The organism is Mycolicibacterium palauense, from assembly GCF_002592005.1.
GTDB classification, from domain to species: Bacteria; Actinomycetota; Actinomycetes; order Mycobacteriales; family Mycobacteriaceae; genus Mycobacterium; species Mycobacterium palauense.
Genome location: NZ_NVQF01000014.1, coordinates 64,047 through 90,976, shown reverse-complemented (window position 1 = coordinate 90,976; position 26,930 = coordinate 64,047). Strand labels below are relative to the sequence as shown.

Genomic DNA, 26,930 nt, shown 5'->3' with positions numbered 1-26,930 from the left:
TGCAATGTGCTGGGTGTTGTTTTGAGGGGTGGCGAGTCTACGGTGGGCTACAGATGGGGCATCGGCGGCAGAGTCAGATTGGGGCGGGAGCGGTGTGGTGGTGGTGATGATCTCGTCCTGTACCGGTGGCGCGGTGGTGGTGCTGGTGGCGGGCGTCGCCAGCTTGTCGGCGTCGGTGCTGGTCACCAGCAGGGCCACCGAGACCACCAGCGAGATCGCGGCGACGATGGCGGTGATCCCGACGACCCACGGCCACCGCGGCGGCCGCGCAGCGTCGGCCTGCTCGCCGGCGCCCTCGTAGTCGTCGTAATCGTAGAGATTGGGGTCCGCCGGGACATAGGAGCTGGCGAACTGCTCGGACTCGGGCGCCGAGTACGCCTGGGAGGGGAACCCCGCCGACGGCACCTCCAGGTCGTCGGCCGCGCCACCGAAATCGCCGCCGAACTGATCGCCGTACTGTTCGGTGGGCCCGTCCTGCGTGCCGTCGCCCGGCCGGTCTTCCTCGCCCGGCGAAGGGGGTTTCGGCCCGCTCATCTCTGGCTGTCCCTCTCGACTACTTCATCGCGATCCGCGGGCGAGCTACCCGGGGGCGGTCACCGCACCGATCGTGCGTCGGCAACATTACCGAACTCGCCACGCGGAATCGCCACGCCACGGAACCGCCGAGGTCATCTGCACCACGATTGTGACCTTGTTCCGGCATTCCGGATGCGCCCGGCGGTAGTCAGTGCTTCTCGGGACCCAGGTAGTACTCGAAGACCAGGCCGGCCACCGAGGCCAGCACCATGGCCACCCCGGCCACCAGCAGCCACGGCAGCCACAGCGCGGCGCCGACGGCGGTGACCGACGCCGACAACGCGATCAGCACGGGCCACCAGCTGTGCGGGCTGAAGAAGCCCAGTTCGCCGGCGCCGTCGCTGATCTCGGCGTCCTCGTAGTCCTCCGGGCGGGTGTCGAGCCGGCGCGCCACGAAGCGGAAGAAGGTGCCGACGATCAGCGACAATCCGGCGCTCAGGGCCAGCGCGGTGGTACCGGCCCACTCGATACCGCCGTAAGCGAACAGGTGAGTGAGCACCCCGTAGATGACCGTCGCCAGCACGAAGAACGCGGTGAGGATCTCGAACAGCCTCGACTCGATATGCATGCCTGTGTGCCCCTGGTCCTATCGGCTTGCCTGCGGCGCGAGCTCACCGCGGCGGGTGTCGAACGGATGCGTGGTGATCGCCATGGGTTCCTGCTTGATCGCACTCAGCGCCTCGGCGTTGGTCTTGCCGGCGATGCGCTGCTGCAGGTAGGCCTTGAAGTCGTTGGGCTGCACCACCCGGACCTCGAAGTTCATCATCGAGTGGTAGGTGCCGCACATCTCCGCGCAGCGCCCCACGAACGCGGCGCTGGTCTTGCCCTCCGGCAGTTGGATCTCACTGACCTGGAACACGTTCTCGGAGTGGTTGGCCTCCGGGTCCGGCATGACGTCGCGCTTGAACAGGAACTCCGGCACCCAGAACGAGTGCACCACGTCGGCCGAGGCGAGCACGAACTCGATGCGCTTGCCGGCCGGCACCACCAGCACCGGGATCTCGTTGCTGGAGCCCAGCGTCTCGACCTTGTCGAAGTTGAGGTAGGTGCGGTCCTCGGGGTTGAGACCGCGGATGGCGCCCACCCGCTCCTCACCGTGCGCGTCGACCCCTTCGGGCTTGGACTCCATGGCCGCCTTGCGGGCCGGGTCCGCGCCGTCGTAGTCGAAGGTGCCGTCGGCGAAGGCCACCTTCTGGTATCCGAACTTCCAGTTCCACTGGAAGGCGGTCACGTCGACGACCACCTCGGGGTTGGCGTCCTTGTGCATCATCTTCTCCTGCACCACCACGGTGAAGTAGAAGAGCACCGAGATGATCAGGAACGGGATGACGGTGAGCACCAGCTCGAGCGGCATGTTGTAGCCGAACTGGCGCGGCAGCTCTGTGTCGGAGGCCTTCTTGCGGTGGAAGCTGGCCGTCCAGAACATCAGGCCCCACACGATGATGCCGATCGCGAACGCGGCGATCACCGAGCCGATCCACAGCTCACGGTTGGCGTGTGCTTCCGGGGTGACGCCCTTCGGCCAACCCAGACCCAGCACCTCCGACCAACTGCAGCCGCTCAGCGTCACCGCCAGGGCACCCAGCGTGACCGCCAGAGCCAACACCCGGAGCCGGCGGGAACCGCGGGTCTTCACGTTGGCGCCTCCTGTATCAGTCCTGCTCGCACCGCTTATTTCCGGCACTTGCCTGGGCACTTGTCGTAGTCCTGCGTTCGTTACACGCGAGAACGCGCGAGACGAATACTACGCAGCGTAGACCACCCCCACACGCGAGGCTCGACACACCTGCCCTATCGCGGGAACTTCTCCGCATCGATCCCGGCGAACAGGTGTTTTGCGCACGGACCTCTCGGCGAGCCGTCCCCGGAACGCTGCCGCGGTGTCGCCAAGGCGCCGGGCCGGCGGGAGCGGGTGGCCGCCACCGGCGGTGGGGTCAGGCATACTTACCGGCGATGTGCGGACTGCTCGCTCTGCTGTGTGATCCGGCCCGGTCCGTCACCGGTGACCTCGTCGACAAGGTCGCCGGTGCGTCGCATCTGATGCGGCACCGGGGCCCCGACGAACCGGGCACCTGGACGGACGCCGCCGAGCCCGCCCCCGATATCTCCGCCGAGTCCGCCCCCGATAACTCCGCCGAGTCCGCGGGTGGGCGGGTGGTGCTCGGGTTCAACCGCCTGTCGATCATCGACATCGCCCACTCCCATCAGCCGCTGCGCTGGGGACCGGCCGACTGCCCGGACCGCTACGTGCTGGTCTTCAACGGTGAGATCTACAACTACCTGGAGCTGCGCGCGCAGCTGACGGCCGAGCACGGCGCGACGTTCGCCACCGAGGGCGACGGCGAGGCCATCGTGGCCGCCTACCACCACTGGGGTCCGGCCGCGCTGTCGCGGCTGCGCGGGATGTTCGCCTTCGCGTTGTGGGACACCGTCGAGCGGGAGCTGTTCTGCGCGCGCGACCCGTTCGGGATCAAACCGCTGTTCATGGCGACCGGGCCGGCCGGCACCGCCGTCGGCAGCGAGAAGAAGTGCCTGCTGGATCTGGCCCCCGAACTGGAGCTGGACACCGCGCTCGACGAGCGGGCCGTGCAGCACTACACGGTGCTGCAGTACGTGCCCGAACCCGAGACGCTGCACCGCGGTGTGCGCCGGCTCCCCTCCGGCTGCTACGCGCGCATCACTCCGGGCCGGGCCCCGCAGGTCACCCGCTACTTCGAACCCCGCTTCTCCGCGGTGCCGTTCACCAGGGGCGGCGAGCAGGCCCGCTACGACGAGATCACCGCGGTCCTGGAGGACTCGGTGGCCAAACACATGCGCGCCGACGTCACGGTCGGGGCGTTCCTGTCCGGGGGGATCGATTCCACGGCCATCGCCGCGCTGGCCATCCGCCACAACCCGAACCTGATCACCTTCACCACCGGCTTCGAGCGGGAGGGCTTCTCCGAGGTCGACGTCGCGGTGGCCTCGGCCGAGGCGATCGGCGCGCGGCACGTGACCAAGGTGGTCAGCGCCGGCGAGTTCGTCGAGGCCCTGCCGGAGATCGTCTGGTACCTCGACGAGCCGGTGGCCGATCCGGCGCTGGTGCCTCTGTTCTTCATCGCCCGCGAGGCCCGCAAGCACGTGAAGGTGGTGCTCTCCGGGGAGGGCGCCGACGAGCTGTTCGGCGGCTACACCATTTACCGGGAGCCGTTGTCCCTCAAGCCGTTCGACTACATTCCGCGGCCGCTGCGCCGCTCCCTGGGGCGGGTCTCGACTCCGCTGCCCGACGGGATGCGCGGCAAGAGCCTGCTGCACCGGGGATCGCTGACGCTGGAGGAGCGCTACTACGGCAACGCGCGCAGCTTCTCCGACGAGCAACTGCGCGCGGTGCTGCGCGGATTCCGCCCGGAATGGACGCACACCGACGTCACCGCCCCGCTCTACGCGGAGTCGGCCGGCTGGGACCCGGTCGCGCGGATGCAGCACATCGACCTGTTCACCTGGCTGCGCGGCGACATCCTGGTCAAGGCCGACAAGATGACGATGGCCAACTCGCTGGAGCTGCGGGTTCCGTTCCTGGACCCCGAGGTGTTCGCCGTGGCCTCGCGGCTGCCGCTGGACCAGAAGATCACCCGAACCACCACGAAGTACGCGCTGCGCCGCGCCCTGGAGCCGATCGTGCCGGCACACGTGCTGCACCGCGCCAAGCTCGGCTTTCCGGTGCCGATCCGGCACTGGTTGCGCGCCGGCGAACTGCTGGAGTGGGCCTACTCCCTGATCGAGGCCGCCATGACCGATTCGTCACGGGCGGGCGAGCTGGTCGACCTGCCCGCGGTCCGCACGATGCTCGACGAACATCGAACCGGGACGAGCGATCACAGCCGCCGGCTGTGGACGGTGCTGATCTTCCTGCTCTGGCACGCGATCTTCGTCGACGGCTCGGTGACCCCGCGGATCGGCGAGCCGCAGTACCCGGTGCAGATCTGACTGACACCGGGCCCGCCGGCCCTGTTCGACGGCCGGCCCGCCGGCCCTGTTCGACGGCCGGCCCGCCGGCCCGGTCTACAGCCCCGGCACTACAGCAGTGCCGCGGCGATGTCGTTGGCGGCCTCCGGCCCGTAGGCGTCCTTGAGCCGCGCGATCCCGCTTTCGCGGTTCCAGGTCCAGTTCTGGGTGCCGGTGGACTCCAGCACCAGCACCGCCACCAACGAGCCGAGCTGGGCCGAGCGCTGCAGGTCCAGCCCGGCGCTGCGCCCGGTGAGGAAGCCGGCCCGGAAGGCGTCGCCCACACCGGTCGGGTCCACCCGCGCGGTCTCGGGCACCACCCCGACGTGGATGCTGGTGCCGTCCGGGGAGACGATGTCGACACCGTCGGCGCCCAGCGTGGTGATCCGCAGCCCGATCTGCGCCATCACCTCGGCCTCGGTGAGCCCGGACTTGCTCAGCAGCAGATCCCACTCGTAGTCGTTGGTGAACAGGATCGCCGCGCCGCCGATCAGGGCGCGAATCTCCTCGCCGGACAGCCGCGCCAGCTGCTGGGAGGGGTCGGCGGCGAAGGCGAGCTTGAGCTCGCGGCACTCCTGGGTGTGCCGGAACATCGCCTCCGGATCGTTGGCACCGACGATGACCAGTTCCGGCGCGCTGCCCGCGGCCACCAGGTCGGCCAGCGAGATGTTGCGCGCCTCGGACATGGCCCCGGGATAGAACGACGCGATCTGCGCCATCTCGGTGTCGGTGGTGCACACGAACCGCGCCGTGTGCGCGGTCTCGGAGATCAGCACACCACTGCAGTCGACGCCGGCCTGCTCCAGCCACGCCCGGTAGTCGCCGAAGTCGATCCCGGCGGCCCCGACCAGGGCGGCGTCCCCGCCCAGCACCCCGATCGCGTAGGCCATGTTGCCCGCGACGCCACCCCGGTGCACCACCAGGTCGTCGACGAGGAAGCTCAGCGACACCTTCTGCAGGTGCTCGGCCAGCAACTGCTCGGAGAAGCGGCCGGGGAATCGCATCAGATGATCGGTCGCGATGGATCCGGTCACGGCAATCGTCACGAAGTGCTCCACCCTTCATTCATGAGCCGGTTCAGCTGCGACCAGACAAGCCTAACCACGCCCCGCGGACAGGGAGCGCCCCGCTCGAGTGCGCTAACCTGCGTACCAGAGCCGGACGGGTGACCAGTGCGCACCGGTGGCTCATCAACGGTGTCCCGAATTCACCCTTTTAACCGCAGGAGTAACCATGTCTGGCCCGTATCCGCCGCACCACGCTACCGGTGCGTCGGGGCCAAAGTTCTCCGGACCCCCCCGCGACCAGCCACCCGGTGGATATCCGCAGGACCGGGCGGGTGGCCGGTTCGACCCCGGACCGGCCGCGGCGGCCTATCCCGGGACGCTGCCCCCGCCGGTGCAGTACCCCAGACGACGCCGGTGGCCGGTGGTGGCCGCGATCGCCGTGGCGGCCGCGGTGGTCGCCGCGATCGTGGTCGGTCTGGTCTTCGTGGTGCGCGATCAGCCCGCCGAGGAGAGCGCGGTGCTGACCCCCGCCTCCGCGCAGCAGGCGATCCAGACGTATCTGGACGCGCTGTCGGACGCCGACATCCAGACCATCGCCAAGAACACGCTGTGCGGCCTCTACGACGGGGTCAAGGACCGTCGTTCCGACGATGCGCTGGCCAAGCTCAGCGCCGAGGCGTTCCACAAGCAGTTCTCCAAGGCCGAGGTGACCTCGGTGGACGCCATGGTCTTCGCGTCCCCGACGGCGGCGCAGGCCCTGTTCACCATGAAGGTCGTGCCCGCCGGGCGCACCGGCTCGGGCGCCGAGATCGAACGCCAGGGTGTGGCCCAGATGCTGGTCTACAACAACGAGGTGCTGGTCTGCTCCTACGTGCTGCGCACCGCCGGTACGTTCTGACACACACCCGGAAGCCGGGAGAGACCGTCACAAACGACGAAACCGGCCGCACGAGGCGGCCGGTTTCCGATCGGGCCGGTGGTCAGTTGAACGAGTCGCCGCAGGCGCAGGAGCCCGTGGCATTGGGGTTGTCGATGGTGAAACCCTGCTTCTCGATGGTGTCGACGAAGTCGATGGTGGCGCCCTGCACGTACGGCGCGCTCATCCGGTCCACCGTCAGCGTGACACCGCCGAACTCGGCGTTGAGGTCACCGTCGAGGCTGCGGTCGTCGAAGAACAGGTTGTAGCGCAGACCGGCGCAGCCACCGGGCTGCACGGCGATCCGCAGGGAGAGGTCGTCACGCCCCTCCTGGTCCAACAGCGACTTCGCCTTGGCCGCCGCGGCGTCGCTCAGCGTCACGCCATGGGTGGCGGTGGCGGTCGCTGACTCGTCGTGAACAGTCATTACGTCTCCTCAGCTGGTGGCTTGCGTGGATTGAACCCACTATCTCAACCGTACCTTGTCGGTGCGCTATTCCCGAGTCTTGCCGGTGCCGCGGCCCGGGTCCGGATCTCCCCCGGGTGCCCCGCCCGGCTCGGAAACCGCCAGCTCGGAGGCCGCACGGTAGGCCAGCCCGGCCAGCTGGTTGGCCGCGTCGTCGATCGCCTTCTGCACCGACCCGGCGAAGTCGCTGAGCGAGAACGCCCCGGCGATGCCGGCGGAGCGCAGCGCCGTGTCGGCCAGGGTCACCTGTCCGGCCAGCACCAGCACCGGGGTCCGGCGCTCCCGGGCGCCGTTGGCCAGGGCGCTGACCACCTTGCCGTGCAGTGACTGGTCGTCGAACCGTCCCTCACCGGTGAGGATCAGCTCGGCGGCCGCCACGTCCGCGCCCAGATGGGTGTGCTCGGCGATGATCGCCGCACCCGATTCGCGGCGCGCGCCCAGCGCCAGCAGCGCGGCCCCGAGGCCGCCGGCGGCGCCTGCGCCCGGCTCCGCACGCACGGGCCGGCCCGCCACCCGGTCCAGCTCGTCGGCCCAGGCGGCGAGCCGGTCCTCCAGCACGCCCACGGTGCGGGCGTCGGCGCCCTTCTGCGGTCCGAACACGTGCGCGGCGCCCATCGTGCCGAGCAGCGGATGCTCGACGTCGGAGGCGGCGATCAGTTCCACCCCGGCCAGCCGCTCACGCGCGGCGTCCAACCCGCCCAGTTCCTCGACCATGCCGCGGCCGCCGTCGGTGCTGCCGCTGCCGCCGAGCCCGACCACGATGCGGGTGGCTCCCGCGGCCAGCGCCGCCTCGACCAGACGGCCCACTCCCCTGGTGTGCGCCGCCAGCGCGGTGTCCACGGTGGGCGGCCCGTCGAGCAGGGCCAATCCGCAGGCCTGCGCACACTCGATGTAGGCGGTGCCCGAGGCCGGCTCGTAGACCCACTCGGCGTCCACCTCGTCCTGCAGGGGCCCGGGCACCCGCAGGTGGTGCAGTTCGCCCAGCCGGCTGGCCAGCACGCCCACGAATCCGGGCCCGCCGTCGGACTGTGGTGCCAGGGTGAGGTCATCGCCGGGCCGCGCCTGCTGCCAGCCGACCGCGATCGCCTGGGCGGCCTCCACCGCGGTCAGGGAGTCGCCGAAGCAGTCGGGGGCGACCAGCACGCGCAGCCCGGTCTCCGGTGCGCCCGTCATCTGTGCAGATTAAGGCCGCCGCTGCCCCGGTGCATGCCGGGGGTCTGCGCCGGCGCCGGGCCGGCGAAGTAACCTGGGGATCGTGAAGTTGCTGGGCCGAAACAAGGATGACGACGCCGGAGACGCGCGCAACGCCACGGAGCAGTCCGCGCCGGACCCGGCGGTGGATTCCGGGCCGGATTCCGCGCAAGAATCCGCTGGGCAGGCGGCCGGGACCGCCCCGAAGGGCCGCCCGACGCCCAAACGTTCGGAGAGCACCCGCCGGCGCGGCCCGGTGGCACCGGCACCGATGACCGGTTCGGAGGCGCGGGCCCGCCGCAAGGCGTTGGCCGGCCCGAAACTGTCCCGCTCCGAACGCAAGGTCGACCGCGCCGAGCGTCGCGTTCAGATGAACGAGCGGCGCGAGAAGATGATGGCCGGCGACGAGGCCTATCTGCTGCCCCGCGACAAGGGCCCGGTCCGGCGGTATGTCCGCGACATCGTCGACTCCCGCCGCAACGCGCTGGGGTTGTTCATGCCCGCGGCGCTGGTCCTGATCTTCGCGATGCTGGCGGTGCCGCAGGTGCAGCTGTTCGTCTCCCCGGCGATGCTTCTGCTGATGGCGGTCATGGCCATCGACGGGATCGTGCTGGCCCGCAAGGTCGGCAACATGGTCGACGAGAAGTTCCCGAACAACACCGAGAGCCGGTGGCGGTTGGGTTTCTACGCCGCCGGCCGGGCGTCGCAGCTGCGCCGCATGCGCGCTCCGCGCCCGCAGGTCGAGCGCGGCGACGAAGTCGGCTGAGCACCCTCACGATGCGGACATTGGTGCTTGGGGGCATCAGGTCGGGGAAATCGCGCTGGGCCGAGCAGGCCATCGGTGGGCCACTCGGATCCAGCCACCCGGTGCGCTACCTGGCCACCGGACCGTCACCCGGATCGGATGCCGACTGGTCGGCGCGGGTGTCGCGGCACCGGGCGCGCCGCCCCGCGCACTGGGCGACCGTGGAGACCGCCGACGTGGCGGCCTGCCTGCGGGAGACGCCGGCGGCGCCGACCCTGGTCGACGACATCGGCGGGTGGCTGACCGCGACGATGGACCGCCACGGCGCGTGGGAGCCGGCGCCGGCGGGCGGCACCGCGCGGGACCCGGTCGACGACGTCGAGGACGAGATCGCCGAGCTCGTCGATGCCGTGGCCGGATTCGGTGCAGCGCTGACCCTGGTCAGCCCGGAGGTGGGGCTGACCGTCGTGCCGGCCACCGCGAGCGGTCGTCGCTTCGCCGACACACTCGGCGAACTCAACCAGCGGCTGGCGGCCGCCTGTGAGCGCGTCGTCCTGGTGATCGCGGGGGTCGCGGTGCCGGTCAAACCGGAGCGGGTGTCATGACCGAGTCGCCGGTGCAGCCGCCGGTGGAGTTCCCGGCGGTACGGGCGCCCGACGCCGCGGCCGCCGACGCCGCCCGGGTCCGCCAGGACACGCTGACCAAACCGTCGGGCGCGCTCGGCCGCCTGGAGGACCTCTCGGTGTGGGTGTCGGCGTGCCAGGGCACCTGCCCGCCGACGCAGTTCGAGCGCGCCCGGGTCGTCGTGTTCGCCGGCGACCACGGGGTGGCGAGGTCGGGTGTGTCGGCCTATCCCCCGGAGGTGACCGCGCAGATGGTCGCCAACATCGCCGCGGGCGGTGCGGCCATCAACGTGCTGGCCGGCTGCGCGGATGCCGGGGTGCGGGTGGTCGACATCGCGGTCGACACCCCCGACACCGGGCCCGATACCCCCCTCGATACCCCCGTGTCACCGGCCCAGCGGATCGGCGCGTACAAGGTGCGCCGGTCCAGCGGCGACATCGCCGTGACCGACGCGCTGTCGCAGGAGGAAACCGCCGCCGCGCTGGCGGCGGGCCGGCGGATCGCCGACGAGGAGGTCGACGCCGGCGCCGACCTGCTGATCGCCGGGGACATGGGCATCGGGAACACCACCGCGGCCACCGTGCTGGTGGCCGCCCTGACCAACAGCGAGCCGGTCGCGGTGGTCGGCCGGGGCACCGGCATCGACGACGAGGGCTGGAAACGCAAGACCGCCGCGGTGCGCGACGCGCTCTACCGGGTGCACCCGGTGCGCTTCGATCCCGAGGCGGTGCTGCGGGTCGGCGCCGGCGCCGACCTGGCGGCCATGGCCGGCTTCCTGGCGCAGGCGGCGGTGCGGCGCACCCCGGTGCTGCTCGACGGGATGGTGGTCACCGCCGCCGCCCTGGTCGCCGAGCGGCTGGCCCCCGGAGCCCGCGCCTGGTGGCAGGCCGGGCACCGCTCCACCGAGCCCGCGCACGGGCTGGCCCTGGCGCAGTTGGAACTGGAACCGATCGTGGATCTGGGCATGCGCCTGGGCGAGGGCTCCGGCGCGGCGCTGGCCCTGCCGATCCTGCGCGCCGCGGTCGCGGTGCTCGCGGGCATGGCGACATTCGACTCGGCCAGCGTGTCCGGCCGAACCGACCCCCCGTGATCGCCGCGCTGACCGGCGCTTTCGGCTTCGCGACGGTGCTGCCGGTGCCGGCGGGCACCCGCATCGGCCGGGGTGCGCTGACGGCGCTGCCGGTGGTCGGGGTGGTGTTGGGGGCGCTGGCCGCGGCCGTCGCCGCCGGGTGTGCGGCCCTCTTCGGCGCCGGCAGCCTGATCCCGGGCCTGGCGGCGGTGGCGGTGTTGCTGCTGGCCACCCGGGGCCTGCACATCGACGGGCTGGCCGACACGGTCGACGGCCTGGGCTGCTACGGCCCGCCCGAACGCGCGCTGGCGGTGATGCGCGACGGTACCGTGGGCCCGTTCGCCGTGGCGGCGGTCATGGTGGTGCTGGGCCTGCAGGCCTCCGCTTTCTCGCACGCCTTCTCGGTGGCCGCGCCGGGGGTCCCGGGGGTCCTGGAGGCCCTGGGAGTCATCGTCGTCGCGGTGACCGCGGGCCGGGTGGCCGCCGTCGTCGCGTGCCGCCGCTGGGTGCCCGCCGCGCCCGGCAGCACGCTCGGCGCGACGGTGGCCGGCACCCAACCGCTGGGCGTGGTGCTGGCCTGGGCGGTGGCGCTCGCCGGTGCGTCGGTGTTCGTCACGCCACGGCCCTGGCAGGGGCCCCTGGTGGTGGCGGGCGCGCTGCTGCTGACCGCCGCGCTGCTCACCCACTGTGTGCGCCGGTTCGGCGGGGTCACCGGGGACGTGCTGGGCGCCGCCGTCGAGGTGACGACGACGGTGACCGCGCTGGGCCTGGTCGCCGGCGGTTAACCCAGTCGGGCCATCCAGCCGTGGGTGTCGGCGAAGGTGCCGCGCTGGATGCCGGTCAGCGTGTCCCGCAGCGCCATCGTCACCTCGCCGGGCTGGCCGTCGGCGATGGTGAACTCGCCGTCGCCGTATTTCACCCGGGCGACGGGGGTGATGACCGCGGCGGTGCCGCAGGCGAACACCTCGGTGATCTCCCCGGTGGCCGTGCCCTTGCGCCACTCCTCGACGTCGATCTTGCGTTCCTCGACGGCGAAGCCGGCGTCGGTGGCCAACTGCAGCAGCGAGTTGCGGGTGATGCCGGGCAGCAGCGAGCCCGACAGCTCCGGGGTGACCAGGCGCGCCGAGCCGCCGCTGCCGAAGACGAAGAACAGGTTCATCCCGCCCATCTCCTCGATGTAGCGGCGCTCGATGGCGTCCAGCCAGACCACCTGGTCGCAGTCGTGCGCGGCGGCCTCGGCCTGGGCCAGCAGCGACGCGGCGTAGTTGCCGCCGAACTTGGCCGCCCCGGTGCCGCCGGGGCTGGCGCGCACGTATTCGGTGGACAGCCACACGCTGACCGGTTTGACCCCGCCCTTGAAGTAGGCCCCCGCGGGCGAGCCGATCACCAGGTAGCGGTACTCGGCGGCGGGGCGCACCCCCAGACCGGGTTCGGTCGCGAACATGAACGGCCGCAGGTACAGCGACTCCTCACCGCCGGCGGGCGGCACCCAGGCGCCGTCGACGGCGATCAGCTGGCGCAGCGACTCGATGAACGCCTCGTCGGGCAGCTCCGGCATGGCCAGCCGGCGCGCGGAGGTCCGCATCCGGGCGGCGTTGGCCTCCGGCCGGAACGACACGATGGACCCGTCGGCCCAGCGGTAGGCCTTGAGACCCTCGAAGACCTCCTGCGCGTAGTGCAGCACGATCGCCGACGGGTCGAGTTCGATGGGACCGTAGGGCAGCACGGCGGCGTTGTGCCAGCCGGTGCCCTCGGTGTAGTCGATCGACACCATGTGGTCGGTGTGAAAACGACCGAAGCCGGGGTCACGCAGAATCTCGGCGCGTACCTCGTCGCTTGCCGGGGTGGTGTTGCGGGCAAGCGTGAACTCGAGGGGGCCGTTGGTCATGGACGAATTGTATAACCGGGCGCTAGCGGGTTTTGGGGGCCACGAACGGCGGTTTGACCACGTCGCATTCCAGCGGCCTGCCGCGCACGTCGACGATGAGCCGGTCGCCGTCGGACACCCCGGCGGCGGTGTCGATGAGCGCCAGCGCGATACCGGCTTTCAGCGTCGGCGAGAACGTCCCGGAGGTGGTGACGCCGACGGGGGTGTCGCCGGCGAGCACGGTCAGCTCGCCGCGCAGGACGCCGCGGCCGACCGCACGCAGCCCGCGCAGCAACCGGGCCGGGCCGGCGGCCTTCTCGGCCAGCAGCGCCTCGCGGCCCCAGAACACGTCCTTCTTCCAGCCGATCGCCCATCCGCAGCGCGCCTGCAGCGGCGAGATGTCCAGCGACAGCTCGTGGCCGTGCAGCGGGTAGCCCATCTCGGTGCGCAGGGTGTCACGCGCGCCCAGTCCGGCCAGCTCACCGCCGGCCTCGCCCACCGCCGCCACCAGCGCGTCGAACACCGCCGGCGCGGCGTCCCACGTCGGCAGCAGTTCGTAGCCGTGTTCGCCGGTGTATCCGGTGCGGCAGACCCGCACCGGCACACCGCCGTACTCGGCGTCGGCGTAACCCATGTAGTCCATGTCGGTGGGCAGGCCCAACGCCTGCAGCACCTCGGTGGACCTGGGGCCCTGGACCGCCAGCACCGCGTAGGACCGGTGTTCGTCGGTGATGCTGAGGTCTTGGGGGGCACGGGCTTTCATCGCGGCAACCACCGAGGCGGTGTTGGCGGCGTTGGGCACCAGGAAGATCTCGTCGTCGGAGACGTAGTAGGCGATCAGGTCGTCGATCACCCCGCCGTCCTCGGTGCAGCACAGGGTGTACTGGGCCTTGCCCGGACCGATGCGGCGCAGGTCGTTGGTCAGCGCGGAGTTGACGAACTCCGCCGCACCGGGACCGCGTACCAGCGCCTTGCCCAGGTGGCTGACGTCGAACAGGCCGACCGCGTTGCGGGTGGCGTTGTGTTCGGCGACGGTGCCGGCGTAGGAGACCGGCATCAGCCAGCCGCCGAACTCGGCGAAGCTGGCGCCCAGCTGGCGGTGGCGGTCTTCGAGCGGGCCGTGCAGGAGCTGGTTGTCGGTCACGAGCACCCAGAGTAGTGCCCCACGTTTAGGGTGATCGGGGTGAGCACCCAACCCGGTTACCAGTCCCCCACCGTCGCCGTCGCGTCCACCATGCCCAGCCGTGGGCTGGGTTCGGCCGTGTTGATCGTCGGTGTGGTCGGCGCCGAGCCAGAATCCCCGGCGTCCCCGGCCAAGTCCGGGCCGGACAAGTCCGCCCGGGTCGTCGGCACGCCGTTCCTCGACGCCGAGGCCGTCGGCGAGATCGAGGTGGCGCTGGAGGCCCTCGGCGCCAAGGGCGGCGCCGAGCAGGTGACCCGGTTGGTGGTGCCGTCGCTGCCGGTGGCCAGCGTGCTGGCCGTCGGGCTGGGCAAGCCCCGTCAGGACTGGCCCGCCGAGACGATCCGGCGTGCCGCCGGCGCGGCCGCCCGGTCGCTCTCGGGGGTCGAGACCGTGGTGACCACGCTGTCCGAACTGGACCTGGCGGCCACGGTGGAGGGCCTGATCCTCGGTGCCTACCGGTTCAGCGACTTCCGCAGCGCGAAGACGGCCCCCACCGACAGGGGACTGCGCAAGATCACCGTGCTGTCCACGGCCCGGGACGCCCGCAAGCAGGCGGTGCGGGCCGCCGCGATCGCCACCGGCGTGGCGACCGCCCGCGACCTCGTCAACACCCCGCCGAGCCACCTGTTTCCGGCCGAATTCGCCAAGCGGGCAAAGGCTCTCGGCGAGGCCGCCGGGCTGGAGGTGGAGGTCCTCGACGAGAAGGCGCTGGAGAAGGGCGGCTACGGCGGCGTCGTCGGTGTCGGCAAGGGGTCCTCACGGCCGCCGCGGCTGGTGCGGCTGATCCATCGCGGCGCCACCAAACGCAACGCCAAGAAGGTTGCTCTGGTGGGCAAGGGCATCACCTTCGACACCGGCGGCATCTCGATCAAGCCGGCGGCCTCGATGCACCACATGACCTCCGACATGGGTGGGGCCGCCGCGGTGATCGCCGCGACCGTGACCGCCGCCGAACTCGGGCTGCCGCTGGACGTCATCGCCACGGTGCCGATGGCCGAGAACATGCCCTCGGCGACCGCGCAGCGCCCCGGCGATGTGCTGACCCAGTACGGCGGCACCACCGTCGAGGTGCTCAACACCGACGCCGAGGGCCGGCTGATCCTCGCCGACGCGATCGTGCGGGCCTGCGAGGACAAGCCCGACTACCTGATGGAGACCTCGACGCTGACCGGTGCGCAGACGGTGGCGCTGGGCGCGCGCATCCCGGGGGTGATGGGGTCCGACGACTTCCGCGACCGGGTCGCGAACATCTCCCAGGAGGTCGGCGAGAACGGCTGGGCCATGCCGCTGCCCGACGAGCTCAAGGACGACCTGAAGTCGAGCGTGGCCGACCTGGCCAACATCAGCGGCCAGCGGTTCGCCGGGATGCTGGTGGCCGGGGTGTATCTGCGCGAGTTCGTCGCAGACGGTGTGCAGTGGGTGCACATCGACGTCGCCGGCCCGGCCTACAACACCGGCGGCCCGTGGGGCTACACCGGCAAGGGTGGCACCGGGGTGCCGGCGCGCACCATGCTCGCGGTGCTCGAGGACATCGTCGAGAAGGGCTAGCGAGAACGGCTGGCGAGAACGGCTGGCTCACCCCCACCCGGGCTTCGATTCGGTACCCAGAGCGAGGTTTCGCGCTTGCCGTCGCTCTCATTACCGTCTCGATGCCATCGCGTTGACTCGGGCGACCATCCAGATGACTCGGGTGTGCGGAGGCGGGGTCAGACCACCCGGCCGCGGGCGGTGCTGCGCAACACGGGCGGCAGCACCCGTGAAACCCCGTAGAGCAGGTGCGCCTCCGGCGCCACGGGCTGGATCGCCTTGTCTTTCCTGACCGCCGAGACGATCTGGCGGGCCACCTTCTGGGGCGGGTAGCGCCGCACCGAGAACAGCTTCTGCACCTTGGCGCGGGCCTGGGCGCCCTGGCGCGCGCCGGCGCCTCCGGCGGGGGTGTCGAACCGGGTGGCCCCCACGATGCCGGTGTCGATGAGCCCGGGACAGATGGTGGTGAGCCCGATCCCCGCGGCGGACAGTTCCGCGCGCAGACAGTCGGAGAACATGTACACCGCCGCCTTGGAGGTGCAGTAGGCGTTCAGTGACTGCAGTGGCGCGTAGGCCGCCATCGACGCGACGTTGACCACATGGCCGCCGGCACCGCGCGCGACCATCGGCGCCGCGAACGCCCGGCAGCAGTTGACGACCCCGCCGAGGTTCACCTCTAGCACCCGGTCCCACTGCTCGCGCGGGGTGTCCAGGAACTGCCCGGCCTGACCGATTCCGGCGTTGTTGACCACGACGTCGGGTACGCCGTGCTCGGCGCAGATCCGCTCGGCGAAGCGTTCCACGGCCGCGGCGTCGGAGACGTCCAGGGCGTACGCGTGGGCCACGCCGCCGCGGGAGGCGATGGCCGCGGCGGTGTCCTTGGCGCCGGCCTCGTCGATGTCGCTGACGATCACCTCGGCGCCCTCGGCGGCGAACGCCAGCGCGGTCTCGCGGCCGATGCCACGGCCGGCGCCGGTCACCGAGACCAGGGTGTCGGTGAACGGGCCGCGGTCTCGGCGGCCGACCTCGGCGCGCCGCAGCGCACGCGCGGCGTGACCGGTGCGGACGAACTCGGCCAGCTCCGCGACGGCCTGCGCGAGCACCTGGGGATGCGACATCGGCGCCCAGTGCCCCGAGGCGATGTCGCGGCGCCACAGCCGTGGCACCCAGCGCGGCGTCTCATCGAATATGTAGTACCGCACGAACGGGTCGCGCGTGTTGACGATCAGCTGGACCGGGGTGCGGACGTAGTGGTCGTTCCGGGCACTGGCGAACGAGCGAAAGAAGTTGGCGCGGTACACCTTCAGGCTGTTGGCGGCGTCGTCACGATAGGCGGGGCCGTGGTGGATGTGTTCGGCGGGAATGCCGTCGCGGCGGCGCAGCGACCGGGTGACCATCTTCTCGGCGACGAACAGGCGCACCGCCGCGGGCGCCAGCACGGGCACCGAGAAGGCGCCCATGTAGCTCAGTCGGCTCAGCTGGGCCAGGCTGCGCAGGAAGCGGCGGGGTCGGTAGGGCCGTTTGAGCCCGCCCATCACGTAGCGGTTGAGATGGTCTCCGCTCGGGCCGGACACCGAGGTGAACGCGGCGACCCGGTCGTCGGCGCCGGGTCTGCTCAGGTACTCCCAGATGGCGGTGGACCCCCAGTCGTGGGCGAGAACGTGGACCGGCTCGGCGGGGCTGGTGGCCGCGATGACCGCGGCGAAGTCGTCGGCGTAGCGGGCCATGGTGTACCCGGAGTGGTGCGCGGGTCCCGAGGATTCCCCGACGGCGCGGTTGTCGTAGCGGATGATCCGGAAGGTGTCCCGCAGCAACGGCACGACGCCGTCCCAGAGCACATGCGAGTCGGGCCAGCCGTGCACGAGGACCAGGGTGGGGCCGTCGGGGTCGCCCTCCTCGTAGACCGCGATCCGGGCATCGCTGCTGTCGACGAACCGTGTGGGCGTCATCGCTTGGGGGCCTCCCGCCTGGACATCCGCTGCATGAGCTGTCCGATACTTCACCAGGTATCCAATACCGGCGGTATCGGATGGTTCAGACCCTGCCCAGCCGCCGCCGCGGTGTCAAGAGCGCCGGAGCGCGGCGCCGGTCTAGTCTTCGAGCTCCTCGCGCAGGGCGCGGCGCCGTTCGATGCGCCGGCGCGCGTCGTGGTCGCGCATGCGCTGGGGGTAGCCGACCTTCTGGACGTCGTAGACGGGGATCTTCAACCGGTCGGAGAGCCGCCGGGCCCCGGATTCTCCCCCGACCCGGCGCCGGGTCCATTCGCCGTCGGCGGCCACGAGCACGACGGTCAGGTCGGTGACGGTGGTCTTGGGCTCGACGAAGGCCTCCACACCGGTGTGTTGTGCCGTCCAGTCGCGCAGGTATCTCAGGTCGGCGCCGGCGGCTCGCGAGCGGCGGGGGCGCAGTCTGTCGAACAGTCCCACCAGCGGTGCACTCCTCCCGGAATCTGGAATCCCTCGGTCAATTCGATAGTGCCAGAACCCGCGGTCAACCCTGGGTGAGTGCGAATCCGGAAGCAATGATTGGATTGGTATCGCAAGGGTGAAAGACAATCCACTTGGGTGCCTGACTCGGTACACGACGCTGTGGTAAGCCAGAGGTTCGACCCGTGACGAATGACCTTCGAGGAGTCAACAGACATGGCCGTCTCCGTACAGATGCCCGCACTCGGTGAGAGCGTCACCGAAGGGACCGTCACCCGCTGGCTGAAACAGGAGGGCGACACCGTCGAGGTCGACGAGCCACTGCTCGAAGTCTCCACGGACAAGGTCGATACCGAGATCCCCTCGCCGGTGGCCGGTGTGCTCACGAAGATCATCGCCCAGGAGGACGACACCGTGGAGGTCGGTGGCGACCTCGCGACGATCGGTGAGGCCGGCGAAGGCGGCGGCGAGGAGCAGCCGGCGCCCGAAGCCAGCCCGGAACCCGAACCCGAGCCCGAGCCCGAACCGCAGGCGGCTTCCGAACCGGAACCCGAGCCCGAGCCCGAGCCGCAATCCTCGAGTGACTCCTCCGGTGGCGGGTCGGCCACGCCCGTGCTGATGCCCGAACTGGGCGAGTCGGTCACCGAGGGCACCGTGACCCGGTGGCTGAAGAAGGTGGGCGACTCGGTGGAGGTCGACGAGCCACTCGTCGAGGTTTCCACCGACAAGGTCGACACCGAGATCCCCTCGCCGGTGGCCGGCACCCTGCTGAGCATCACCGCCGACGAGGACGCGACCGTGGAGGTCGGCGGCGAACTGGCCAAGATCGGGGACGCCTCGGCCGCTCCCGAATCCAAGCCGGAACCCAAGCCCGAGCCCAAACCCGAACCGAAACCCGAGCCCAAGCCGGAACCGAAGGCCGAGCCCAAGCCCGAGCCCAAACCCGAGCCCAAGCCGGAACCCAAGCCCGAACCCAAGCCCGAACCCAAGCGTGAGCCCGCCCCGGCGGCGGCCGCCGGCGGCGAGGGTGACGGCGAGTCCGGGCCGTACGTCACCCCGCTGGTGCGCAAACTGGCCGCCGAGAACGACGTAGATCTGAGCGCGGTGAAGGGCACCGGCGTCGGCGGGCGCATCCGCAAGCAGGACGTGCTGGCCGCCGCCGAGCAGAAGTCGAAGCCGGCCGAGCAGCCGGCCGAGAAACCGGCCCAGAAGCCGGCCCCGGCACCCGCGGCGGCCCCGGAGAGCGGACCGCTGGCCCACCTGCGCGGCACCACCCAGAAGGCCAACCGGATCCGGCAGATCACCGCGAAGAAGACCCGCGAGTCGCTGCAGGCGACCGCGCAGCTGACCCAGACCCACGAGGTCGACATGACCAGGGTCGTGGCGCTGCGGGCCCGGGCGAAGAAGGACTTCGCCGAGCGCGAGGGTGTCAACCTGACCTACCTGCCGTTCATCGCCCGTGCGGTGATCGACGCCCTCAAGACACACCCCAACGTCAACGCCAGCTACAACGAGGACTCCAAGGAGATCACCTACTACGACTCCGAGCACCTCGGGTTCGCTGTCGACACCGAGCAGGGCCTGCTCTCCCCGGTGATCCACAACGCCGGTGACCTGTCGTTGGCCGGGCTGGCCCGCGCCATCAACGACATCGCCGCGCGCGCCCGCTCGGGCGACCTCAAGCCCGACGAACTGTCCGGCGGCACCTTCACCATCACCAACATCGGCAGCCAGGGCGCCCTGTTCGACACCCCGATCCTGGTGCCGCCGCAGGCCGCCATGCTCGGCACGGGTGCCATCGTCAAGCGGCCGCGGGTGGTCGTCGACGACGCCGGCAACGAACTGATCGGCATCCGGTCGGTGTGCTACCTGCCGCTGACCTACGACCACCGCCTCATCGACGGCGCCGATGCGGGCCGCTTCGTCACGACGATCAAGCGGCGGCTCGAAGAGGGGGCGTTCGAGGCCGACCTGGGGCTCTAGGGATCCCCGGAGAGGACACACATCTCGTGGCACCGGCCACCATCGCGATCGCAGGGTCGTCCGGTCTGATCGGCTCCGCGCTGGTTTCGGCGCTGCGCGCCGGCGATCGGCGCGTCCTTCGCATCGTGCGTCGCGCGCCCTCGAGCGCCGACGAGCTGTACTGGAATCCGGCCACCGGCGAATTCGATGCCGACGCGCTGATCGGCGTGGACGCCGTGGTGAATCTGTGCGGCGTGGGGATCAGCGACTCCCGGTGGTCGGGGGCCTTCAAGCAGAGCCTGCGCGACAGCCGCATCGCACCGACCGAGGTGCTGGCTTCGGCGGTCGCGCAGGCGGGCGTGCCCACCCTGGTCAACGCCAGCGCTGTCGGCTACTACGGCGACACGCGCAACCGCGTGGTCGACGAAACCGCTCCTCCCGGAAGCGGTTTCCTGGCCCGGCTGTGCATGGACTGGGAGGCGGCGACGGGGGCCGCCGCCGATGCCGGAAGCCGGGTGGTGCTGGCCCGCACGGGTCTGGTGCTCTCTCCGCAGGGCGGTCTGCTGGGGCGGCTCAAGCCGATCTTCTCGCTGGGACTCGGCGCCCGGCTGGGCAACGGTCGCCAGTACATGCCGTGGATCTCGCTGGAGGACGCCGTCCGTGCGGTGCTGTTCGCCGTCGACTCCCCCGAGCTGTCCGGCCCCGTCAACCTCGCGGGTCCGGCGCCGGTGACCAACGCGGAGTTCACCACCGCCCTCGGGCGCGCGCTCAACCGGCCCACCCTGCTGCTCGCGCCGGGCTTCGCGGTGCGCGCGGCCCTGGGCGAGTTCGCCGACGAGGGGCTGCTGGCCGGGCAGCGGGTGATCCCGGCCGCGCTGGAGCGCGCCGGGTTCGGCTTCCACCACAACACCATCGGCGAAGCGCTGGCCTACGCCACCGCACGTCCGCGCGGCTAGCGGTACCGTCGGGACATGGCCGCACCGTCGCAGATCCCCGGGTCCGCATCCCGGTCGATCCGGTCCGCCGGGACATCGGTACGGGTCCGCCACCTCGGCAGCATCGACTACCTGACCGCCTGGCAGCTGCAGCGCGACCTGGCCGAGGCCCGGGTCGGCGGCGGGCCCGACACCCTGCTGCTGCTGGAGCATCCGGCGGTGTACACCGCGGGCCGGCGCACCGAGGCCCACGAACGCCCGGTGGACGGCACGCCCGTGGTCGACACCGACCGCGGGGGCAAGATCACCTGGCACGGGCCCGGCCAGCTGGTCGGCTATCCGATCATCGGGCTGGCCGAACCGTTGGACGTGGTGAACTTCGTCCGGCGCCTGGAGGAGGCGCTGATCGGCGTGTGTGCCGCACTCGGCCTGCCGGCCGCCGGCCGGGTCGAAGGACGCTCCGGGGTCTGGCTGCCGGCGCAGGGTCCGCGTCCGGCCCGCAAGATCGGCGCGATCGGGATCCGGGTGGCGCGGTCGGTCACGCTGCACGGGTTCGCGCTGAACTGCGACTGCGATCTGGGCGCGTTCGGCACCATCGTGCCGTGCGGTATCGCCGACGCCGGGGTGACCTCGCTGGCCGCCGAGCTGGGCCGGCGGGTCGGCGTCGACGAGGTCCGGCCGCTGGTGCAGCGCGCGGTGCTCGACGCTCTCGACGGCGAGCTTGCGGTCGGGACCCGCCCGGGCAGCCATCCCACCACTGAAGCCGGGCACGGCGGCGCCGGGAGCGGCCGCGTAGCATCGTTGCGGTGAGCGTCGTTCCCGAGGGCCGGAAGCTGCTGCGGCTGGAGGTCCGAAACGCCCAAACCCCCATCGAGCGCAAGCCGCCCTGGATCAAGACCCGGGCCCGGATGGGGCCGGAGTACACCGAGCTCAAGGCACTGGTCAAACGCGAAGGCCTGCACACGGTGTGCGAGGAGGCCGGCTGCCCCAACATCTACGAGTGCTGGGAGGACCGGGAGGCGACGTTCCTCATCGGCGGTGAACAGTGCACCCGGCGCTGCGACTTCTGCCAGATCGACACCGGCCGGCCCGCCGAGCTCGACCGTGACGAGCCGCGCCGCGTGGCCGAGAGTGTGGCCGCGATGGGCCTGCGGTACTCCACGGTGACCGGGGTGGCGCGCGACGACCTGCCCGACGGCGGGGCCTGGCTGTACGCCGAAACGGTGCGCGCCATCAAGGAACTCAACCCCGACACCGGGGTGGAGCTGCTCATCCCCGATTTCAACGGCGAACCGGCGCTGCTGCGCGAGGTCTTCGACGCCCGCCCGGAGGTGCTGGCCCACAACGTCGAGACCGTGCCGCGGATCTTCAAACGCATCCGCCCCGCGTTCCGCTACCAGCGCAGCCTGGACGTCCTGACCGCCGCCCGCGAGGCGGGGCTGGTGAGCAAGTCCAATCTGATCCTGGGCATGGGTGAGACCCCCGAGGAGGTGCGCACCGCGCTGCGCGACCTGCACGGGGCGGGCTGCGACATCGTCACCATCACCCAGTACCTGCGGCCGTCGGTGCGCCACCATCCGGTGGAGCGCTGGGTCGAACCCGGGGAGTTCGACGAGCACGCCGAGTTCGCCGAGTCGCTGGGGTTCGCCGGCGTGCTGGCCGGGCCGCTGGTGCGGTCGTCGTACCGGGCCGGCCGGCTCTACGGCCAGGCCATCCGGTCGCGCTCGGAACACGCGACGACCCGGGGCTGACGCCCGCGCCCCACGCCCGCCGTTTTCGCGGCGCCCCGCCGGTTCCGTATCCTGTGGAGCTATGGCGAAATCCAGCAGTGCCGCCGCGAAGAAGGCCGCCAAGGCCGAGGCGAAGGCAGCCCGCAAGAAGGCGTCGAAGGACCGGCGCAGTCAGCTGTGGCAGGCGTTCCAGATCCAGCGCAAAGAGGACAAGCGGCTGCTGCCGTACATGGCGCTGGTGTTCGTGGTGATCGTCGCGCTGTCGGTGGCCGCGGGGCTGTTCTTCGGCGGATTCACCATGTACATGATGATCGTGTTCGGCGTGGTGCTGGGCGCGCTGGTGGCCTTCATCGTGTTCGGCCGGCGGGCGCAGAAGTCGGTCTACCGCAAGGCCGAGGGCCAGACCGGGGCCGCCGCGTGGGCGCTGGAGAACCTGCGGGGCAAGTGGCGGGTGACCCCCGGGGTGGCGGCCACCGGCCACTTCGACGCGGTGCACCGGGTGATCGGGCGCCCCGGTGTCATCTTCGTCGCCGAGGGCTCACCGGGGCGGGTCAAACCACTGCTGGCGCAGGAGAAGAAGCGCACCGCCCGCCTGGTCGGCGACGTCCCGATCTACGACATCGTGGTGGGCAACGGCGAGGGCGAGGTGCCGCTGGCCAAGCTGGAGCGGCACCTGAGCAAGTTGCCGGCAAACATCAGCGCCAAGCAGATGGACTCGCTGGAGTCACGCCTGGTGGCCCTGGGCTCGAAGGTCGGCCCGGCGGCGATGCCGAAGGGACCGCTGCCCGCACAGGCCAAGATGCGCGGCGTGCAGCGCACGGTCAAGCGCCGCTAGCCACCGGCCCCGCCGGCGGTGGCTCCGGTCAGCGGGTCAGCGCCGCACCACCGCGGTGAAGGTCAGTTTGTCCTGCAGGCCGCGCCCGTCGGCGTCCATGAACAGCGCGGGGATCACCAGGGCCAGCAGCAGGCCGCGGCCCAGCGCGCGGCCGAATCCGGTATGCAGCCGGCCGTCGACGGGAACCACCATCAGGCCCAGCGCCCACTGGCCCGGGGAGAACCCGAACAACCGGACCGACACCGCGCCGAGGGCGAACCAGATGGCCAGCACCGCCGTCGAGAGGAAGGCCTGCGAGTAGAGCCCGAACGTCATCAGCAGCGCGGCCAGACCGTAGGAGATCAGCCAGTCCACCAAAAGCGCGGCGAAGCGCCGGCCCGTCCGCGCCATCGACCGGGGGCCGTTCTCGGGCAGGCCGAGCGCCTCGCCCGGGTAGCGGGATCCGCGGTCGTAGTCGGTCGGCTCGGGACCGGACAGCCAGGACGAGATCGAGCGGGCCATATCTGACAGCATAGGTCGCCGCAGATTGCGTAACGTCAGCGCAACATGCGGTTGACTGCCGTGCAACATCGGCTTCATAGCGTCAGCCGCGGGTTATCAGAATTCTGTGTGCCTAGACATAGGAGTACTAAGTGGCAGAAACGACCGCTGACGACATTTTCAAGTTGATCAAGGACGAGAGCGTCGAGTATGTCGACGTCCGGTTCTGCGATCTGCCCGGTGTTGTGCAGCACTTCTCCATCCCTGCGTCGGCGTTCGACGAGAGCGTCTTCGAAGACGGCCTGGCCTTCGACGGCTCGTCGGTGCGCGGCTTCCAGTCGATCCACGAATCCGACATGATGCTGCTGCCGGACCCCGCGACCGCTCAGATCGACCCGTTCCGCGCCGCCAAGACGCTCAACCTCAACTTCTTCGTCCACGATCCGTTCACCCGCGAGGCCTACTCCCGCGATCCGCGCAACGTGGCCCGCAAGGCGGAGAACTACCTGGCCTCCACCGGCATCGCCGACACCGTCTACTTCGGCGCCGAGGCCGAGTTCTACATCTTCGACTCGGTGGCCTTCGACTCGAAGATGAACGGCACCTTCTACGAGGTCGACTCCGAGTCGGGCTGGTGGAACTCCGGGGAGCCCACCGAGTTCGACGGCTCCCCCAACCGTGGCTACAAGGTGCGCCCCAAGGGCGGCTACTTCCCCGTCGCGCCCTATGACCACTACGTCGACCTGCGCGACGAGATGGCCACCAATCTGATCAACGCCGGATTCGAGCTGGAACGCGGTCACCACGAGGTGGGCACCGCCGGGCAGGCCGAGATCAACTACAAGTTCAACACGATGCTGCACGCGGCCGACGATGTGCTGCTGTTCAAGTACATCATCAAGAACACCGCCTGGGCCAACGGCAAGACCGTGACCTTCATGCCCAAGCCGCTGTTCGGCGACAACGGCTCGGGCATGCACTGCCACCAGTCGCTGTGGAAGGACGGCAAGCCGCTGTTCCACGACGAGGCCGGCTACGCGGGTCTGTCGGATCTGGCCCGCCACTACATCGGCGGCATCCTGCACCACGCGCCGTCGCTGCTGGCGTTCACCAACCCGACGGTGAACTCCTACAAGCGTCTGGTGCCGGGCTACGAGGCCCCGATCAACCTGGTGTACAGCCAGCGCAACCGCAGCGCCTGCGTGCGTATCCCGATCACCGGCAACAACCCCAAGGCCAAGCGCCTGGAGTTCCGCTGCCCGGACAGCTCGGGCAACCCGTACCTGGCGTTCGCGGCCATGCTGATGGCCGGGATCGACGGCATCAAGAACAAGATCGAGCCGCTGGCCCCGGTCGACAAGGACCTCTACGAGCTGCCGCCGGACGAGGCCGCCAACATCCCGCAGGCCCCGACTCAGCTTTCCGCGGTCATCGACCGCCTCGAGGAGGACCACGAGTACCTCACCGAGGGCGGCGTGTTCACGCCGGACCTGATCGAGACCTGGATCTCCTACAAGCGGGAGAACGAGATCATGCCGGTGCAGATCCGTCCGCACCCGTACGAGTTCGCGCTCTACTACGACGTGTGAGAGACGACGTGTGAGAGACGACGTGTAACGCGTAACGACCGACGAGACACCCGCGCCCTCCCGCACCCCGGGGCGGCGCGGGTGTTTTCGCAGGGACCCCGGGACGACATTGTGGCCTGGGTCACAGCGGAGTACCGTTGAGTGCAGCGAGTCGCTCGCCGGTCCTCGACAATGGGGTGGTGACCGCCGTGATACGGGTGTTGGGCACGGGCTCGGTATTGCTTGCGCTCACACTGTCCGGATGCGTGAGCACGGTGGACGGGGTTGCCGTCCGCGGCCAGGGTGAACCGCCCGAAGCCACGCTGCTCGGCGAGGACGACCTGGACCCCATCCTGCTCGGCGAGGCCGAACTCGTCGACACCTTCGGCGGCACCCGCATCGAGGTGGTCAGGGATCTCTATGCGATGGACGACGATTCCGGCGATATTTCCGCCCCGGAGTGCATCGGGGCCATCTACACCGCCGAGGAACTGGCCTATGCCGGCACCGACTACACCGCGGTGTTGAGGCGGGTGGCCACCGAGCCCGACGACGAACTGGGCCTGTGGATCGAGCAGGCCGTGGTGGCCCTGCCCTCCGCCGGTGCCGCCGAGGACTTCCTAAACGAATCGGCGCGGATATGGAGCGACTGCTCCGCCGCGCCGCTGACGCTCACCGACGGCACCGACTGGCTCGACGTGGTGCTCGACGACGTCGTCCACGAAGGGCCCGTCATCAGCCAGATGTCCCGGCTCGCCGACTTCGGCCCCGCGGAGTGCCAGCACTCCATGGCGGCCGTGGAGAATGCGATCGTCGAGACCTCGGTGTGCGGCGTGCGGATCCGCGACGAGGCAACGGCACTCATCAACAGCATGCTCGTCAACGCCGGCGAGCAGTAGCCGCGACCGGCCCCGCGGTGCCGCCGGCGTGGGCACGGGAGAATGGCGTGATGCGCGTGTTGGTGCAGCGGGTGTCCTCAGCCAGTGTCAGTGTCGGCGGCGAGGTGGTCGGCGAGATCCGACCCTCCGGACAGGGCCTGGTCGCCCTGGTGGGCGTCACGCACTCCGACGACGCCGCCCTGGCCCGCCGGATGGCCGAAAAGCTCTGGACGCTGCGGATTCTCGACGACGAACGCAGCGCCGCCGACCTCGGCGCACCGGTGCTGGTGATCAGTCAGTTCACGCTGTACGCCAACACCGCCAAGGGTCGGCGCCCCTCCTGGAACGCCGCGGCCCCCCGGCCGGTGGCCGAACCCCTGGTGACCGCGTTCGCCGACGCGTTGCGCGGGCTCGGCGCCACGGTGGCCAGTGGGGTGTTCGGCGCCGACATGCAGGTGGCGCTGGTCAACGACGGCCCGGTGACGGTGATGCTGGAATTGAACGATTCGTGACGGTCACCCTCCCGCACTATCCGGACCGCGGTCCGTTAAGTATGATCCACAGTCATGTCACAGACACTGGACGACCGGCTCAGCACCCAGTCCGACCTGGCCATCGGCATCTTCCGCATCGTCATCGGCCTGCTGTTCTTCCTGCATGGCACCTCCAAGCTCTTCGGCTGGCCGGCGGGCCCGGCCCTGGACGTCGGCGTCTGGCCCATGTGGTGGGCCGGGGTGATCGAGCTGGTGGTCGGCGCCCTGGTCACCGTGGGCTTCTTCTCCCGCCCGGCGGCGTTCCTGGGCTCCGGGTCGATGGCGGTGGCCTACTTCTGGCAGCACCTCGGCACCGACTTCTGGCCGATCAACAACGGCGGTGAGCCCGCGGTGCTGTTCTGCTTCGCGCTGCTGCTGCTGGTGTTCATCGGGCCCGGATCGCCGGCGGTGAACCGGCGGTAGCCTCA

26 protein-coding genes and 1 pseudogene are annotated in these 26,930 nt (G+C 70.6%); 16 read left to right on the top strand and 11 right to left on the bottom strand.

What is annotated here, in order from left to right:
* The 3 genes and pseudogenes from CSR00_RS31215 to ctaC form a co-directional block, all read right to left on the bottom strand.
* Positions 1-534 (bottom strand): annotated as a pseudogene (locus CSR00_RS31215) (hypothetical protein); the annotation flags it as partial.
* A 190-nt stretch (positions 535-724) separates the two neighbouring features.
* Entirely contained in the window at positions 725-1,144 is a 420-nt protein-coding gene (locus CSR00_RS08390) for a cytochrome c oxidase subunit 4 (protein WP_099021927.1), read from the bottom strand.
* Between the two features lie 18 nt (positions 1,145-1,162).
* A complete protein-coding gene (gene ctaC, locus CSR00_RS08385; RefSeq protein WP_407662409.1) occupies positions 1,163-2,251 on the bottom strand; it encodes an aa3-type cytochrome oxidase subunit II in 1,089 nt (362 codons plus the stop codon).
* A 278-nt stretch (positions 2,252-2,529) separates the two neighbouring features.
* Between ctaC and asnB the strand changes: the two genes are divergently transcribed.
* Positions 2,530-4,542, top strand: a complete 2,013-nt coding sequence (gene asnB, locus CSR00_RS08380; protein WP_099021925.1) for an asparagine synthase (glutamine-hydrolyzing) — start codon at positions 2,530-2,532, stop codon at positions 4,540-4,542.
* Positions 4,543-4,631: 89 nt separating this feature from the next.
* Here asnB and CSR00_RS08375 read toward each other — a convergent pair whose 3' ends face one another.
* The gene (locus CSR00_RS08375; RefSeq protein ID WP_099021939.1) at positions 4,632-5,606 is read right to left on the bottom strand and encodes a carbohydrate kinase family protein; all 975 of its coding nucleotides are present in this window, start codon (positions 5,604-5,606) and stop codon (positions 4,632-4,634) included.
* 187 nt (positions 5,607-5,793) lie between these two features.
* Between CSR00_RS08375 and CSR00_RS08370 the strand changes: the two genes are divergently transcribed.
* Positions 5,794-6,465 carry an Rv0361 family membrane protein gene (locus tag CSR00_RS08370; RefSeq protein WP_099021924.1) on the top strand — a complete coding sequence of 224 codons (672 nt, stop codon included), beginning with the start codon at positions 5,794-5,796 and terminating at the stop codon, positions 6,463-6,465.
* Positions 6,466-6,547: 82 nt separating this feature from the next.
* Here the strand turns inward: CSR00_RS08370 and CSR00_RS08365 are convergent, their stop codons facing one another.
* On the bottom strand, positions 6,548-6,910 hold the full coding sequence (locus CSR00_RS08365) for an iron-sulfur cluster assembly accessory protein (RefSeq protein ID WP_099021923.1): 363 nt from the start codon (positions 6,908-6,910) through the stop codon (positions 6,548-6,550).
* A gap of 66 nt (positions 6,911-6,976) precedes the next feature.
* The gene (locus CSR00_RS08360) at positions 6,977-8,122 is read right to left on the bottom strand and encodes a glycerate kinase family protein (RefSeq protein WP_099021922.1); all 1,146 of its coding nucleotides are present in this window, start codon (positions 8,120-8,122) and stop codon (positions 6,977-6,979) included.
* An 82-nt stretch (positions 8,123-8,204) separates the two neighbouring features.
* On the opposite strand from CSR00_RS08360, the gene CSR00_RS08355 reads away from it, so the two are divergent.
* Genes CSR00_RS08355 through CSR00_RS08340 form a run of 4 tightly spaced genes read left to right on the top strand, consistent with a single transcriptional unit; the run spans position 8,205 to position 11,363 of the window.
* A complete protein-coding gene (locus tag CSR00_RS08355; RefSeq protein WP_099021921.1) occupies positions 8,205-8,906 on the top strand; it encodes a DUF3043 domain-containing protein in 702 nt (233 codons plus the stop codon).
* An 11-nt stretch (positions 8,907-8,917) separates the two neighbouring features.
* Positions 8,918-9,490, top strand: a complete 573-nt coding sequence (locus CSR00_RS08350; protein ID WP_099021920.1) for a bifunctional adenosylcobinamide kinase/adenosylcobinamide-phosphate guanylyltransferase — start codon at positions 8,918-8,920, stop codon at positions 9,488-9,490.
* Positions 9,491-9,513: 23 nt separating this feature from the next.
* Positions 9,514-10,599, top strand: a complete 1,086-nt coding sequence (cobT, locus tag CSR00_RS08345; protein WP_328514694.1) for a nicotinate-nucleotide--dimethylbenzimidazole phosphoribosyltransferase — start codon at positions 9,514-9,516, stop codon at positions 10,597-10,599.
* The gene (locus CSR00_RS08340; protein ID WP_099021918.1) at positions 10,596-11,363 is read left to right on the top strand and encodes an adenosylcobinamide-GDP ribazoletransferase; all 768 of its coding nucleotides are present in this window, start codon (positions 10,596-10,598) and stop codon (positions 11,361-11,363) included. The genes cobT and CSR00_RS08340 overlap by 4 nt, the downstream gene beginning before the upstream one ends.
* On the opposite strand, the gene CSR00_RS08335 is transcribed toward CSR00_RS08340, so the two are convergent.
* Together CSR00_RS08335 and gcvT are read right to left on the bottom strand one after the other, a co-directional pair.
* A complete protein-coding gene (locus CSR00_RS08335; protein WP_099021917.1) occupies positions 11,360-12,466 on the bottom strand; it encodes a branched-chain amino acid aminotransferase in 1,107 nt (368 codons plus the stop codon). The two genes, CSR00_RS08340 and CSR00_RS08335, sit on opposite strands and share 4 nt — an antisense overlap.
* 22 nt (positions 12,467-12,488) lie before the next feature.
* Positions 12,489-13,589, bottom strand: coding sequence for a glycine cleavage system aminomethyltransferase GcvT (gene gcvT, locus CSR00_RS08330; protein ID WP_099021916.1), 1,101 nt, complete (start codon positions 13,587-13,589; stop codon positions 12,489-12,491).
* A 39-nt stretch (positions 13,590-13,628) separates the two neighbouring features.
* Here gcvT and CSR00_RS08325 point away from each other — a divergent pair, with 39 nt between their 5' ends.
* The gene (locus CSR00_RS08325; RefSeq protein WP_099021938.1) at positions 13,629-15,176 is read left to right on the top strand and encodes a leucyl aminopeptidase; all 1,548 of its coding nucleotides are present in this window, start codon (positions 13,629-13,631) and stop codon (positions 15,174-15,176) included.
* A 158-nt stretch (positions 15,177-15,334) separates the two neighbouring features.
* On the opposite strand, the gene CSR00_RS08320 is transcribed toward CSR00_RS08325, so the two are convergent.
* Positions 15,335-17,104 (bottom strand): SDR family oxidoreductase, encoded by a 1,770-nt coding sequence (locus CSR00_RS08320; protein WP_099021915.1) that lies wholly within the window; start codon positions 17,102-17,104, stop codon positions 15,335-15,337.
* Positions 17,105-17,245: 141 nt separating this feature from the next.
* Positions 17,246-17,581, bottom strand: coding sequence for an oxidoreductase (locus CSR00_RS08315; protein WP_099021914.1), 336 nt, complete (start codon positions 17,579-17,581; stop codon positions 17,246-17,248).
* A gap of 216 nt (positions 17,582-17,797) precedes the next feature.
* Here CSR00_RS08315 and sucB point away from each other — a divergent pair, with 216 nt between their 5' ends.
* The 5 genes from sucB to CSR00_RS08290 all read left to right on the top strand — a co-directional run bounded on the left by sucB (position 17,798) and on the right by CSR00_RS08290 (position 23,043).
* On the top strand, positions 17,798-19,564 hold the full coding sequence (sucB, locus tag CSR00_RS08310; protein WP_099021937.1) for a 2-oxoglutarate dehydrogenase, E2 component, dihydrolipoamide succinyltransferase: 1,767 nt from the start codon (positions 17,798-17,800) through the stop codon (positions 19,562-19,564).
* Positions 19,565-19,590: 26 nt separating this feature from the next.
* A complete protein-coding gene (locus CSR00_RS08305; RefSeq protein WP_099021913.1) occupies positions 19,591-20,499 on the top strand; it encodes a TIGR01777 family oxidoreductase in 909 nt (302 codons plus the stop codon).
* Between the two features lie 15 nt (positions 20,500-20,514).
* The gene (gene lipB, locus CSR00_RS08300; protein WP_099021912.1) at positions 20,515-21,288 is read left to right on the top strand and encodes a lipoyl(octanoyl) transferase LipB; all 774 of its coding nucleotides are present in this window, start codon (positions 20,515-20,517) and stop codon (positions 21,286-21,288) included.
* Positions 21,285-22,229 (top strand): lipoyl synthase, encoded by a 945-nt coding sequence (gene lipA / locus CSR00_RS08295; RefSeq protein WP_099021911.1) that lies wholly within the window; start codon positions 21,285-21,287, stop codon positions 22,227-22,229. The genes lipB and lipA overlap by 4 nt, the downstream gene beginning before the upstream one ends.
* Positions 22,230-22,290: 61 nt before the next feature.
* Positions 22,291-23,043, top strand: a complete 753-nt coding sequence (locus CSR00_RS08290; protein WP_099021910.1) for a DUF4191 domain-containing protein — start codon at positions 22,291-22,293, stop codon at positions 23,041-23,043.
* Between the two features lie 36 nt (positions 23,044-23,079).
* On the opposite strand, the gene CSR00_RS08285 is transcribed toward CSR00_RS08290, so the two are convergent.
* Entirely contained in the window at positions 23,080-23,544 is a 465-nt protein-coding gene (locus CSR00_RS08285) for an RDD family protein (protein WP_099021909.1), read from the bottom strand.
* 131 nt (positions 23,545-23,675) lie between these two features.
* Here CSR00_RS08285 and glnA point away from each other — a divergent pair, with 131 nt between their 5' ends.
* From glnA to CSR00_RS08265, 4 genes are all read left to right on the top strand, one after another.
* Positions 23,676-25,112 carry a type I glutamate--ammonia ligase gene (gene glnA, locus CSR00_RS08280; protein WP_099021908.1) on the top strand — a complete coding sequence of 479 codons (1,437 nt, stop codon included), beginning with the start codon at positions 23,676-23,678 and terminating at the stop codon, positions 25,110-25,112.
* A gap of 245 nt (positions 25,113-25,357) precedes the next feature.
* Positions 25,358-25,990, top strand: coding sequence for a sensor domain-containing protein (locus tag CSR00_RS08275; protein ID WP_176561960.1), 633 nt, complete (start codon positions 25,358-25,360; stop codon positions 25,988-25,990).
* A 50-nt stretch (positions 25,991-26,040) separates the two neighbouring features.
* Entirely contained in the window at positions 26,041-26,481 is a 441-nt protein-coding gene (gene dtd / locus CSR00_RS08270; protein WP_099021906.1) for a D-aminoacyl-tRNA deacylase, read from the top strand.
* Between the two features lie 54 nt (positions 26,482-26,535).
* The gene (locus CSR00_RS08265; RefSeq protein WP_099021905.1) at positions 26,536-26,925 is read left to right on the top strand and encodes a DoxX family protein; all 390 of its coding nucleotides are present in this window, start codon (positions 26,536-26,538) and stop codon (positions 26,923-26,925) included.
* The last annotated feature ends 5 nt before the right edge of the window (positions 26,926-26,930 follow it).